General features: G+C 36.5%; 13 protein-coding genes and 2 riboswitches. Of the genes, 8 read left to right on the top strand and 5 right to left on the bottom strand.

The genetic code is table 11. From position 1 onward, the window contains the following. Positions 1-109: 109 nt before the first annotated feature. A complete protein-coding gene (locus tag DBX25_RS07645) occupies positions 110-1369 on the top strand; it encodes an MFS transporter (protein WP_108670194.1) in 1260 nt (419 codons plus the stop codon). A 38-nt stretch (positions 1370-1407) separates the two neighbouring features. Here the strand turns inward: DBX25_RS07645 and DBX25_RS07640 are convergent, their stop codons facing one another. Then, positions 1408-2457 (bottom strand): acyltransferase family protein, encoded by a 1050-nt coding sequence (locus DBX25_RS07640; protein ID WP_108670193.1) that lies wholly within the window; start codon positions 2455-2457, stop codon positions 1408-1410. A gap of 321 nt (positions 2458-2778) precedes the next feature. On the opposite strand from DBX25_RS07640, the gene DBX25_RS07635 reads away from it, so the two are divergent. Next, positions 2779-4959, top strand: a complete 2181-nt coding sequence (locus tag DBX25_RS07635; protein ID WP_108670192.1) for a PAS domain-containing sensor histidine kinase — start codon at positions 2779-2781, stop codon at positions 4957-4959. Beyond that, positions 4956-5456: a methylated-DNA--[protein]-cysteine S-methyltransferase gene (locus DBX25_RS07630; RefSeq protein ID WP_205685189.1), complete on the top strand. Its 501-nt coding sequence runs from the start codon at positions 4956-4958 to the stop codon at positions 5454-5456. The genes DBX25_RS07635 and DBX25_RS07630 overlap by 4 nt, the downstream gene beginning before the upstream one ends. Positions 5457-5623: 167 nt before the next feature. Here the strand turns inward: DBX25_RS07630 and DBX25_RS07625 are convergent, their stop codons facing one another. Further along, positions 5624-6034: a hypothetical protein gene (locus DBX25_RS07625; RefSeq protein WP_108670190.1), complete on the bottom strand. Its 411-nt coding sequence runs from the start codon at positions 6032-6034 to the stop codon at positions 5624-5626. A 97-nt stretch (positions 6035-6131) separates the two neighbouring features. After that, a riboswitch (SAM riboswitch) is annotated at positions 6132-6290 on the bottom strand. A gap of 56 nt (positions 6291-6346) precedes the next feature. Further along, positions 6347-7135 (bottom strand): carbon-nitrogen family hydrolase, encoded by a 789-nt coding sequence (locus DBX25_RS07620; RefSeq protein ID WP_108670189.1) that lies wholly within the window; start codon positions 7133-7135, stop codon positions 6347-6349. A 97-nt stretch (positions 7136-7232) separates the two neighbouring features. On the opposite strand from DBX25_RS07620, the gene DBX25_RS07615 reads away from it, so the two are divergent. From DBX25_RS07615 to DBX25_RS07595, 5 genes are all read left to right on the top strand, one after another. Beyond that, entirely contained in the window at positions 7233-8408 is a 1176-nt protein-coding gene (locus DBX25_RS07615) for a pyridoxal phosphate-dependent aminotransferase (protein WP_108670188.1), read from the top strand. Positions 8409-8497: 89 nt separating this feature from the next. Continuing rightward, a riboswitch (SAM riboswitch) is annotated at positions 8498-8653 on the top strand. 71 nt (positions 8654-8724) lie between these two features. Then, the gene (gene mtnW, locus DBX25_RS07610) at positions 8725-9954 is read left to right on the top strand and encodes a 2,3-diketo-5-methylthiopentyl-1-phosphate enolase (protein ID WP_108670187.1); all 1230 of its coding nucleotides are present in this window, start codon (positions 8725-8727) and stop codon (positions 9952-9954) included. Further along, complete coding sequence (locus DBX25_RS07605; protein ID WP_108670186.1) at positions 9951-10610, top strand: 2-hydroxy-3-keto-5-methylthiopentenyl-1-phosphate phosphatase; 660 nt, start codon at positions 9951-9953, stop codon at positions 10608-10610. Before mtnW ends, DBX25_RS07605 begins: the two co-directional genes overlap by 4 nt. Beyond that, positions 10607-11260 carry a methylthioribulose 1-phosphate dehydratase gene (locus DBX25_RS07600; RefSeq protein ID WP_108670185.1) on the top strand — a complete coding sequence of 218 codons (654 nt, stop codon included), beginning with the start codon at positions 10607-10609 and terminating at the stop codon, positions 11258-11260. Before DBX25_RS07605 ends, DBX25_RS07600 begins: the two co-directional genes overlap by 4 nt. 29 nt (positions 11261-11289) lie before the next feature. Next, positions 11290-11823 carry a cupin domain-containing protein gene (locus DBX25_RS07595; RefSeq protein WP_108670184.1) on the top strand — a complete coding sequence of 178 codons (534 nt, stop codon included), beginning with the start codon at positions 11290-11292 and terminating at the stop codon, positions 11821-11823. A gap of 57 nt (positions 11824-11880) precedes the next feature. On the opposite strand, the gene DBX25_RS07590 is transcribed toward DBX25_RS07595, so the two are convergent. Together DBX25_RS07590 and DBX25_RS07585 are read right to left on the bottom strand one after the other, a co-directional pair. Beyond that, the gene (locus tag DBX25_RS07590) at positions 11881-12777 is read right to left on the bottom strand and encodes a DMT family transporter (RefSeq protein ID WP_276309594.1); all 897 of its coding nucleotides are present in this window, start codon (positions 12775-12777) and stop codon (positions 11881-11883) included. A 143-nt stretch (positions 12778-12920) separates the two neighbouring features. Further along, the gene (locus DBX25_RS07585) at positions 12921-13391 is read right to left on the bottom strand and encodes a YkvA family protein (RefSeq protein WP_240620206.1); all 471 of its coding nucleotides are present in this window, start codon (positions 13389-13391) and stop codon (positions 12921-12923) included. Positions 13392-13470 lie beyond the last annotated feature (79 nt).

Genomic DNA, 13470 nt, shown 5'->3' with positions numbered 1-13470 from the left:
CCTTCACCGCCCATTAAATTGTTAATAAAACACTTAACTGGATACAAAAAAGTGACTACTTGAGTGAAATTCATCCGTCCCTTATGATGGTGAAAGGGAGTGGTATCTAATGGAAAAAGTAATAGATAATAACCATTTAAGGAAGGGTTTTACATCTTCTGTTAAATTTATTTTACTATGGAATATGCTTTTTTGTCTGGGGTTAAGTGTATATACTGTCCTCTATAATTTGTATTTAAAAGAAATCGTGACTATTAATCATATCGGGAACCTTGTGGGCCTAAGTTACTTATCCTATGCATTGTTTTCAATAGTTGCTGGTTTTTTCTCGATGAGACTGGGGCCAAGGTATGTTTTACTAACAGGAATTCTCATTTTGCTTACTGGTGTTGTAGGTAGTGTATTTGCACGGTCATTACCACTTTTATATTTTTGGGCTTTTTTCACTGGTATTGGGCAGGCATCAACGAATGTAATGTTTGTTCCTCTATTGACACAATATTCGAAGGAAAATGAAAGGGTCAAGCTATTTAGTTTCGCTTTTGGTACAGGGAATGTTTTCATGTTTGTAGGTACATTGGGATCTGGAGTAATTGCTGACAAAATTACTTCTCTATATTCTATTTCTTCCATGTTAAGTCTTAGAATGGTTATTCTTTCTGCAGCAGGTATTTTGATAGTAAGTAGTATTCCACTGTTATTTGTAAAGGAAAATCATCCAAATAAAAATGAAAAAGTGAGTGAAGAGAAGCAAAAATTAGATAGAGGAACCATCAAAAAATTAGTTTCTTATGGCGGGATTAAACTTTTTGAAGGGATTGGTATAGGTCTTACAATCCCTTACTTCAATCTCTTTCTTTCTGATCGATTTGAAATCAATACTACATCCATTAGTATCATATTATCCATTGCAGCTTTAGGGACAGTTGTCTTGATTTTTATTAGTCCAAGGGTTACAAAAAAATGGGGAGAAAATCATCCGATCTTGGTTTACCAACTAATAGGCTTACTATGTCTTGCGTTTTTATGTTATACCAAAAATATAATATTAGCTTCAATTCTCATTCTGTTCATTAGGGCCACCTTATTTGGGAAGGCTCCAATGCAATCAAAAATTGTGATGGGAAGTTTCCCGGAAAAGGTAAGAGGTTTAACCAATAGTCTTGGGTCCATGACGTTAATGTTAGGAACTGGGGGCGCTGGATTCGTCAGTACTAAGCTTGTTTATCACTTGGGGATTGATAGGGGATACACGATTCTTTTTCTTTTCTCATCCATTTGTATAGGGATTTCAGCATTTCAATTTTATGTAATTTTTAAATCTCAACCTATTACTGAGATAAATACTTGTGAGACACATGCTTCATAAAAAAACTCTGTAACGAGACGACTCGTTACAGAGTTTTTTTAATATCTTTTCACTTCATTTCTTCTAACGAAGTAGTTGGAATACAGAGATAGTTTATTCATTAAATGTTTCCAACCGCTTGTTCGAAGTTCAATGATAGGCTGTGCCAAGTTCGCTACAAATTGACTAGAAAGCATAATAGTTAATAATAATGATATTCCGGCAAGTAGGATGAAGTTTTCTAAGCTTGAGAAATATTCACTGACTTCACTCTCACGGAAGAAACGAACGAAAAATCCGTGTAATAGATAGACGTAAAGAGTTTGTTTCCCCCAATTTGTAAAGAAATAATATCCTTTTGGTACGAAGGAAAGGAAGCTAGTTACCATAATTAAACTAAGTCCATAAAATCCTAGTCTCTTAACCATTGCCAGAATATTAACTGAATCAAGTTCTGCATAAGGTTTTGATCCTAAAAGCCACTTATAATTGATATCAGGTAACAGGTAGAATCCTATGAAAACAACGGCAAACATAATTAAGGAACCGATTCTTACAGATTTTGTAGTAAGTTTATTGATTGTCTCACGATTCACATGGTAGCCTAACAGGAACATTGGGAAAAACACAATGGTCCTTGACAAGCTTAAATAGTTGGATACCCAATCTACATATCCAATTAACAATGCAAGCACAAAAGAAATAGTAATGCCAATAGTTGGCTTGAATTTTGAAAATCCTAGCAACATGATATTCCAGAAAAATAAACTAATCAAAAACCATAATGACCAATGAGGGTTTAATGGATCAACGGTTAATGAATTTTTATGGAATAGGAAAAAGTAAAAGATAGAGTAAACGATTTGAAAAATTAAATAAGGAAGAATCAGTTTTTTAGCGATTTTTCCAATATAGCCTTTTTCATAGATTCCTTTTGCAAAGAAACCAGATACAAATATAAAGGCTGGCATATGAAATGTGTAAATGGTTTTATACAGTGCTAATATGCCTTCATGGTCACTGATAAAATCTTTTAGAAGATGACCAAAGACTACAAAAAACATTAAAATGAATTTTGCGTTATCAAAGAAGTAGTCTCGTTTTTTCATTTTTTGTCCTCCAAGGTTTGTAGCCGTATTGAAAGTTAATGGGAACAATTTTTCATTCATACGTTATATAAGAATAAGATTCTTGTGCCTTGTTCTTTACCCCGAATTCACATTATAAAACGAAATGTATGTATTTTTCTTAGAAAACCCCTATTTTTAAGAGGAATGAAACGATTGTAATAGATTTGTTATTTACAAGTAGATTGTTAATATTTAGACAATAATGTGAAACTAATGTAGGATTTTTGTGTTGAAAAATAGGATTTTTTGTTACTTATGTAGAATAAAAATGGGAGGTAGTAATCGGAGGTGGGCTAGACGATGTTTACGAACCAGACAAATGAAATTCAAAAAGTAATCGATCATGATATTTCAAAGCTTAAGAGTGAATTGCTCTTATATAAAAAAATTCTCAATTCATCCATGGAAGCCATTATTCTATTAGATAAGGATAAAAACATTCTTAATGCCAACTCAGTGGCATGCAATTTATTACAAGTTCCTAATAATGAAGTGGAAGGGACTTCTTTTCTTGATTTCTTGACGATGGTACCCAATCAAATATTGACTTACCAAGATGAACAATTAGTTCTTCATCATGAGTTCCAGGATGAATGGCTAATTTGTCTAAAAGATGGGACGGTTAAGCACGTCGAATTCCAAGCATTCCTTGAGCAAGAAAAGGTCCTTTATAAGCTTAAAGATATCACGATTCAAAAGCGAGCTGAAAGGGAACGTGATATATCCTTTCATTTGTTTAAAGATGTCTTCCAACAAGCAGTAGAAGGAATTGTCATATACAATCAAATAGGAGAAATTATTGACGCTAATCCTTCCTTTTTAAAGCTTGTAAATAGTCAAAGAGACCAAGTAGTGGATAAAACGATTCACGATTTCATTGCCGAGCATTCTAAAAGGGAATGGAAAGAAAAATGGAAAGAACTACTATCAAAAGGAACTGCTCAGGGAGAGGTTACTTTAGACGTTAGTGATAATTGTAGATATGTGGAATTTACGACAAGCTCGAATGTATATAACGGTCATTTTATGTCTATATGCCGTGATGTGACAGAAAAAAGACTGATGGAGCAACAACTTAATAAAAGTGAAGAATTATTTTCAATCTTGTTTGAACAGGCGATTGATGGAATTGTTATCACAGATGGTAGAGGACTGATTTTAAAGGCGAATAATTCAGCTTGTAAAATTTTTGAGTCTCCACGAGAGAGTTTAATAGGAACAAGTGTTCAGGACTACGTCATGAATAGGGACCGCCGATACCAACGGTTAATTCAATCGTTTAAAGAAACTGGAGCCATCCGTGACGAGCTTTTTTATTTGATGCCAAATGGCCAAAAGAAACTTCTCGAATTCACATCTAAAATGCTTCAAGAAGACCAAGTAACTTTAACGATTTATCGAAATGTCAGTGAGCGCTGGGATATGGAGATGAAGTTAAGGAAGAGTGAAAATAAGTTTCGGAAAATTTTCGAAGGATCGATGGACGGGTTGATCTTATGGAATGAAAAAGGCTTAGCTAATATTAACGAAGCGGGTTCTGCCATTTTTGAAATGTCTAAAGAAAGACTATTGAACACGCCGATTGAAGAATTAATGAGCTGTATACCAGAAAACAAAGATGAATTAGAAAGAGTCATGAAACGAGTACAAAAACAAAATAAACTTCATACAACCACCGTATTACATTTTAAGGACGGACGAAAAAAGTATATAGAGTTTTCTACAAAATTAAACTTAATTTCAGGTATGCATTTAACTGCATTTAAAGACGTAACGGAAAAACTTGACATGCAGGAACAGCTTAGGAAATCAGATACTTTAAATGTGGTAGGAGAATTGGCTGCTGGGATTGCCCATGAAATTAGAAACCCAATGACAGCTCTAAAGGGGTTTATTCAATTACTTCAAGGTAGTGTAAAAGAAGACTTTTCTACTTATTTCAGCGTGATTAATTCAGAATTGAATAGAATAGAATCTATTATTACAGAGTTTTTGATCTTAGCTAAACCACAGGCTACTCAGTATTTACAAAAAAATATGAATGTAATTATACAAGAGACTGTTGATTTGCTAAGGGCACAGGCTTTATTGCAAAATGTCGTAATTAAGCCAATTATAAAACAACCCATATATTTGTATTGCGAGGGTAACCAATTAAAGCAGGTCTTGATTAATATCATAAAAAATGCGTTAGAAGCAATGCCTATCGGCGGTAATATTACGATTGAATCTATGGTCTGGAAAGAGGAATTTGTCAAAATATCTATTAAGGATGAGGGGTGTGGAATACCAGAAGAGAAAATAAAGAAACTAGGAGAACCTTTTTATACAACAAAAGATCGAGGTACAGGCCTTGGTTTAATGGTAAGTTATAAAATCATTGAAGAACATCATGGATGGATTGAAGTTGAAAGTGTTATCAACCAAGGGACTACATTCCATATTTACTTACCTTTGAATCAACTTCAGGAGGAAGAATGATGACAACGAGGATATTTTATAATAAATTCTATCATCCTATTATCGGAGACCTTTGGATGGTGGCTAATGATAAGGAATTAATTAGGCTCCTTTTCGAGAAGGAAGAATTAGAAAAGATATTCGGATCTAAGCTGACCGAATGGAAGGAACATCCGATTTTTATTCAATTATCGAAAGAATTAACTGGCTATTTTCAAGGTGAAGACGTATCATTTTCAGTCCCTTTTTCGATTCAAGGTACCGATTTTCAAAAGGATGTTTGGAATGTTATGTGTAAAATTCCATATGGAGAGACGAAATCCTATAAAGAGGTAGCGGAAATAATTGAACGTCCTAAAGCGGTACGTGCGATTGGACAAGCATGCAAGGCAAACCGATTCCCATTTATCATCCCGTGTCACAGAATCATAGGGAAATCTGGAGCACTTACGGGCTATGCAGGTGATAAAACTAGTATTAAAGAGAAGTTGCTTAAGTTAGAAGGACATCTTCAATAGAGTAGATAGTTTTGAGAACTGAAATAAACAAAAAGATGAGTTGTATAAGAATCGAGTATAGCCGCCATCAAAATGGCTATACTCGATTTTTTTGACCGGTAAAATCAATAGGAAAACTTTAAAGTATAATTCAATAATTTACTAAACGAGCCTTTCAAAAAATGATATTAATTCATTGAATTAGCCCCGGTTAACTCCCACTCAATCTGGATTTTAATAGCTTCATGAAACAGGTTTGTCCGTGCCTCGTTAGCCGATTTACACTTACTAATACATTGGGACATACGGAGTAAAACCGTTTGTATGAAAGGAGAATTTGAACTAGCTCCATTCATAAAGTGGCATGCACTTAAGAGCTGATTTTGTACTTCCTCTAATGTTGGTTTTTCATATTGGTAGACGAACAGCACGATGCCGTATGCGGTCAAAATCGATGCTTTACCTTGTTTTTCTACTTGATAATAACTAACATATTCGCCTACATCTGCTAATGAATACAATTGAATGGGCTCAACAGAATCTGCCATCATGCTAATGTGGTTATCCTTCCATTCGATCATACTTTCTGCATTGTTCACGTTAAGTCCTCCTCCATTAGTCACGAAGGGCGAAGAAATATTCCAGAAATAAAAAACCTCTTCCCATGGGAAAGAGGTTTGAAGTCTATCTTCGCACCTCTCATCTTCCGAATTAATCCATTCGGTGGAATTAGCACCGTGCCTTAATAGGATCTAATATCCTGGCGCAATACAAAGCGCCCCATTTCACAATGGAATTACGGTCGGTTGCTGGGCTTCATAGGGCCATTATCCCTCAGCCTGCTCTTGATAAGAGTATAATCATTCAATTTTTCACTTGAGTTGAATATTATCAACTAGTGGCATGATTTGTCAATAATAAAATTCAGTCTTTCTGTCTTGGAAAACAGGAATTTGTTTTCGAATAGCTACAGTATCCCCAATGTTTATTTCTGCAATTAGTAATTCTTCTCCTTCACCAGCTTCAGCTATTACATTTCCCCATGGGTCAATGACCATGGAGTGACCTGCAAAAATATTGTTTGGATCATGACCTGAACGGTTGCATGCAATGACAAATGCCTGATTTTCAATTGCTCGACTAATCAACAATGTTCTCCAATGTGATAAACGTGGCAATGGCCATTCAGCGCATACGAATAATATTTCTGCACCTTGAGAAGTATGCTTTCGAATCCATTCAGGAAAGCGGATATCATAACAGATAAATGCAGCACAAGAAGTATTTTCAAGAGTAAAGTGGCCATCGGATGTTCCAGGATGAAGAAATTTATGTTCATCCATTAACTGAAACAAATGAAGTTTATCATATTGCTTAATGACAGAACCGTTTGAATCAATAGCTAAGAAAGTATTAAATACTCCATCATGCCGTCGATTGGCTACGGAACCTCCGAGAATGGTGACATTATGCTCTTTTGCACAATTTGACAGAAACTCAATGGTTTTTTCAGCATCTTGATCAGCAATTTCTTCAAGGCGAGTAAGGTCATATCCAGTAGTCCACAACTCTGGTAAAAGGATAATTTCAGCTCCTAGTCCAGCAGCATGAGCTATCTTTTCTTTTGTAGTTTTGAAATTTTTTTGAACGTCTCCAAATGCAATATCCATCTGGATACATCCGATTTTCCATGTTGTCATGTAGACACACCACCCACATTTTTATCTTTACATTTTGTCTATAACAATATAATAATTGTGACTATAATTTCAAGAAATTTCAGAGAAGGTGTAATTTATGGTGCAATTCCAACATTCTGATTTATTAAAAACCTTACCGAAACAGTTTTTTGCGTCCCTTGTACAAAAGGTAGGGAAGATGACTGCTCAAGGACATGATGTAATTAACCTCGGACAAGGAAATCCTGATCAACCAACTCCAAAACATATTGTGCAAAAGTTACAGGAAGCTGCTGAGAATCCTATCAATCATAAATATTCACCATTTCGTGGATATCAGTACTTTAAAAAGGCTGCAGCTGATTTTTATAAAAGGGAATACGGAGTTGAAATCAATCCAGACGAAGAAGTGGCAGTACTTTTTGGAGGAAAAGCAGGATTAGTGGAACTCCCACAATGCTTACTGAATCCAGGTGATATAGCCCTAGTCCCTGATCCAGGTTACCCTGACTATTGGTCCGGAATGGCGCTTGCGAAGGCGGAAATGACTTATATGCCTTTACTTGAAGAAAACAATTTCCTACCAGACTACTCAAAGATTCCAGAAGAAATTCTAGCAGATGCCAAGCTCATGTTCCTAAATTATCCAAACAATCCTACTGGAGCGACTGCCTCGAAGGAATTTTTTGAAGAAACGATTACTTTGGCGAAGAAAAATAATATTTGTGTCGTCCATGATTTTGCGTATGGGGCGATTGGCTTTAATGGACAAAAGCCAATTTCTTTCTTACAGTGTAACGGAGCGAAAGAAATTGGCATAGAAATATATACACTCTCTAAAACATATAATATGGCAGGCTGGAGAGTGGGGTTTGCTGTTGGTAATAAAAGTGTTATCTCGGCGTTAGAACTGATGCAGGATCACTTATATGTTAGCTTATTCCCTGCTGTTCAAGAAGCTGCTGCAGAAGCTTTGTTACAGTCTCAACAATGTGTGGACGAGTTAGTTCAAACTTATGAGTCCAGGCGCAAAATCCTAATTGAAGGTTTGCAAGAAATTGGTTGGGAAGTAAAAGCTCCAGACGGATCATTCTTCGCCTGGTTAAAGATTCCTCCAGGGTATACCTCTGAATCCTTTGCTGATTACCTACTCGAACATGCTCATGTGGCAGTCGCGCCAGGCATAGGGTTTGGGAAGCATGGCGAAGGATATGTTCGAGTCGGATTATTAAGTGACGAAGAGAGATTAAAAGAAGCTATTGAACGAATAAAAAAATTGCAACTATTTCAATAATAAGTATTGACAATTAATTAAAATGTTGCAATAATTCAAATTACTTTGAACAACTAATTTCACAAAATTTAAAAATATATATTTACATTTTCTTATCAAGAGCAGGTGGAGGGAATTAGCCCGATGAAGCCCGGCAACCGACCGTAATACCATTGCAAAATGGGGCGCGAATATATGCGCCGGATGTCAAAACATCCGCAAGGCACGGTGCTAAATCTAACAGCATTTTTGCTGATAGATGAGAAGATGGCTTATTAAGTAGGCCTCTTCTCTATGAAGGGGCCTTTTATGTTGGAGATTTTTTGGAGGTAAAATGATGAATGAAATCAGAGCGACTTATTTAATACATGATCCATCACATAATCCAGAGAAAAAAGCAGAGGAAATTGCACTAGGATTAACAGTCGGTACTTGGACCAATCTTCCTGCCTTAGAGAAGGAACAGTTAAAGAAGCATAAAGGTCGTGTACTATCAGTCCAGAGATGGGAGCAAGACGAAAAAATCAATCAGATATTTGGCAAACCTTTAACTAGGGCAAAAATCGAGATTGCTTATCCAACGGCTAATTATTCTGCAGATTTGCCAGCCATTTTAACTACTGTATTCGGAAAGCTCTCATTAGACGGGGAAATCAAGTTATTAGATTTAGATTTTGTCGGAGATCTTGCTTGTCATTTTCCAGGACCCAGGTATGGAGTTGAAGGAATTCGTAGACTAATAGGAGTACATGATCGACCACTAGTCATGAGTATCTTTAAAGGTGTCTTAGGCAAGGACCTAAATTATTTAGCAACACAGCTAAAACAACAGGCATTAGGTGGAGTCGATTTAGTCAAGGATGACGAGATTTTATTTGAACAGGAGTTAACTCCTTTCGAAAAACGAATTACAAAAGGGAAAGAAGTATTGACAGAAGTTTATCATGAGACGGGTCACCGTACTTTGTATGCGGTGAATTTAACGGGGAAAACATTTGAGTTAATCGATAAAGCTAGAAAGGCTGAGGAATTAGGAGCAGATGCATTATTGTTCAACGTGTTCTCTTACGGGTTAGATGTACTACAGGCAATACGAGAATCAGGAGTCCAGTTGCCAATTATGGCTCATCCAGCATTCAGTGGAGCGATTGCTTCTTCCAAAATATATGGTGTTTCTTATGGGTTGCTGTTAGGTAAATTAGTTAGGGCTGCTGGAGCTGACTTTTCCTTGTTCCCTTCACCGTACGGAAGTGTAGCCATCCCTAAGGAAGATGCATGGAGCATTGCCAAAGGTTTAACTGAAAAGTCAGTTGAATGGAAAACAGCATTCCCAGTCCCATCTGCAGGTATTCATCCTGGGTTAGTTCCACAGCTTATTGAGGACTTTGGTCTTGATTGTGTCATCAATGCTGGTGGAGGGGTGCATGGACATCCAGAAGGAGCAATTGGTGGAGGTCGTGCGTTCAGGCAAGCAGTTGACGCTAAGTTGAATGGAACAGGACTGGAAGGAAAGCCCGAGTTGGAAAAAGCATTGAATTTATGGGGAGGGTCAGTATCAAACAAATGAGACCAATCATCTTTTGTGACTTCGATGGTACCATCACGAAAAGTGATAACATCGTAGCAATAATGAAGCAATTTGCCGATGAAGTTACTGCTCCTATCAAGGATGCAGTGTTAAATAAAGAGATATCAATACGTGAAGGCGTTGGAAGGATGTTTGCTCAAATAGATAGCGGGTTGCGTGAACAAATCATTGAGTTTGTCGTTGAAAATGCTGAATTACGTAAAGGGTTTGAAGATTTCGTGGATTATACAAAACAACAAGGAATTCCTTTCTATGTTGTTAGCGGAGGGATTGACTTTTTCGTAGAACCAATGATTAATGGAATCGTCAATCATGAGGAGCTTTTCTGTAACAGTGCAGATTTTAGTAGTGAACATATCCAGATACTTTGGCCTTACAGTTGTGATAAAGAATGTTCCAACGACTGCGGCTGTTGTAAGCCAACTGTAATAAGAAAACTGGCACATGATGGTGATTTCAAAATCGTCATCGGTGATTCTATCACGGATTTAGAAGCAGCCAAGATGGCAGATTTAGTGCTAGCTAGAGATTTTTTAATAGATCTTTGTGAAAAGGATGGGATTAAATATCAATCATTTGAAACCTTCCATGATTGTATAAATATTATCAAAAAAAAGTTGGAGGTGAGAGTATGAATAACTATCAAAAACAATGGGATGAGTTAGCGGATATCAAAGATGAACTTTCAGGTAGAGATTGGTTTTTCGGAACGAGTGGCAATCTCTCCATTAGAGTAGGTGATTTACCAGTATCATTTCTTGTAACTGCAAGTGGAAAGGATAAGCGAAAAAGAACGAACGAAGATTTCTTACTTGTTGACGGTTCAGGTAAACCTTTGGAGGATACTCATTTAAAGCCATCAGCCGAAACTTTGTTGCATGCACATTTATATTCAAAAACAAACGCAGGATGCTGCTTACATGTTCATACGGTTGAGAACAATGTCATATCTGAAGTGTTTGCGGAGCAAGGAAAGATTGTATTCAAACAGCAAGAATTGATCAAAGCCTTCGGAAAGTGGGAAGAGGATGCTACATTGGAAATCCCCATCATTCCAAATCATGCACACATTCCAGCATTGGCAGAAGAATTTAGTGAAAATATTAATGGTGATCAAGGTGCGGTCTTAATCCGAAACCATGGAATTACAGCATGGGGGCGTAATGGTTTTGAAGCAAAAAAGGTGTTAGAAGCATGTGAGTTCTTATTCCGCTACGAATTAGTACTCTATCAAACAAAAGCATTATTAAATTCAAAACCAAGTAGTTACCGTCTAAGTGTATAAAAGAAATCAAATTTTAGGAGGAAGTAAGCATGGCTTATGTAACTTTTCATAATGGAGCTATTGAAATCAGAGAACAACAAGAGGTTTTAGAGTTTTTAAACGGTGCAGGCGTCATATATGAACAATGGAATATTTCCAAGCTCCCAGAAAGATTGCAAGATAAGTTTAATTTGATTGATGAAGAGAAAAGTGAAATTCTAGATGTGTTTAAAGAGGAAATTGCAGATTTGTCCGCACGCCGTGGATATCATGCCCAAGACATCGTGTCACTCTCAGATTTAACACCAAACCTTGACCAACTTTTAGAGAATTTCAAGCGTGAACACCATCATACTGATGACGAAGTTCGATTCATTGTTAGTGGCCATGGAATTTTTGCAATCGAAGGAGAAAACGGAGAGTGGTTTGATGTCCACTTGACACCTGGTGATTTAATATCTGTTCCTGTGAACGTTCGTCATTACTTTGAATTGGAAGCAGATCGGAAAGTGGTAGCAGTTCGTATTTTCGTAACGACGGAAGGATGGGTTCCGATTTACGATAAAGATGAAGTGGAAGCTTAAGGATTTAATGAAAGAGGATGGCCAATTAAAATGGTCATCCTCTTTTCTATATACCAATTATGATGCCTTTTTTGGTGCTAGTTTGGCAAATGAATATGCACGTTTCGTAGTGAAAAAATAAACCCCAACGATTACAACGAACGCACCTATAATTTGGCCAGTCGTCATAGTTTCCCCAAGTAAAAAGTAAGCCAAAATAGCTGTGAATATTGGATTGAAATTTAGGAACATCCCTGATTTTGTACTTCCTACTTTTTGTACACCAATATTCCAAAAGACCATCCCTAGAACTGTGGCGCCAATACCTGTGTAGAGGGATGCAATCCAAAATGAAGCAGTAATATGGCTAAATTGTACACCATCCAATAAAAATGGAAGTACCAAAATATTCCCAAAAACTCCAGCCCAAAAGGTGGTTACTAAAGGTGACAATTCAGACATCACCTTTTTTCCAAGTACAGAATACAATCCCCAACTAACTACGGCTAATAACATGTAAATATCGCCAATATTCGCTTCAAGTGTAAGTAACCTATTTAGATGACCATTGGTTAAGACAACGAGGATGCCGAAGAATGAAACGATCATTGCTGACAGCTGTCTTGCAGAAAGCCGATCCTTCATAATAAAAAAACTGAAAATTGCAATGGATATAGGGTTTAAGGTAGAAATAAGTCCGACGTTATCTGCTGAAGTATATTCTAGGGCAAGGAACATAAAGAAATTAAAAAGGGCAATCCCAGTTGCACCCATCCCTACCAAGAGCCAAAAATGTTTTCTTTGGAACCGTAAAGTCTTTTCTTTCCATAATAAAAAGGGTAATAGTACTATGACTGCAATCCCCCATCTTATGATAATTAATGTGATATGGTCTGTATGTCCAACTAGAAACTTTCCAGCCACAAAATTTCCTGCCCAGAGCATGCTCGTTAAAAATAGAAGAAAATAGTACAAATAATCACCGCATCTCCATAGAAGTTATCTTTACTATACTCCGATTATTTATTTTTGCAATCGAAATAATTATAAAAGTAGTTGGGTGAAATATATGTACTGTCGTGATTTGTATTCCAAAAAAATACAGCCAAGAGGCTGCATTAATTTTCCACAGTTTCACTAAAAATGGGTGCGTGAATCGTATTCTTGTTCCTACTGTGCCACTCTGAAAATTTAACTAGGTCCTTGTCCACTTGTTTAACGATAAAAGCAATCACTGCTGCATCATCCAATAATCCGAGGCCCATTAAAAAGTCAGGAACGATATCAATCGGTGATACAAAGTATAATAGTCCAGCAAACATCATAACTAATGTCCGATATGGAATCTCTTTGTATTCACCTTTTGTCCAAGATTTTAGCATTTGGAAAAGGAGTTGGAGCTTGGACCAAAAACCCTTCAATGATAGTTGATTTTTGTCTGCCTTTAAAGCTGCCTTTGTTAATAGCCCTTGTGCTTCTTCTTTATTACTACTGTATTTTTTTGCCTCATCTTTGAACATGGAGTAGGCAAGCTTTGTGAAAAAAAGCCGTTTTAACATAACCATCACCTCTGGCTTTTCTATTTTCATGTAGTTTACCCTAATCAAATCCATTCAAACTATTGAAAATTGAATTTTCCTGATTTGAAAACCAATATAAGACGTGTCA

It is taken from the genome of Peribacillus acanthi (assembly GCF_003073175.1).
GTDB classification, from domain to species: domain Bacteria; phylum Bacillota; class Bacilli; order Bacillales; family DSM-1321; genus Bacillus_BN; species Bacillus_BN acanthi.
Note: the sequence above shows the minus strand (reverse complement) of the source record. Positions and strands in the feature narration are given on the sequence as shown.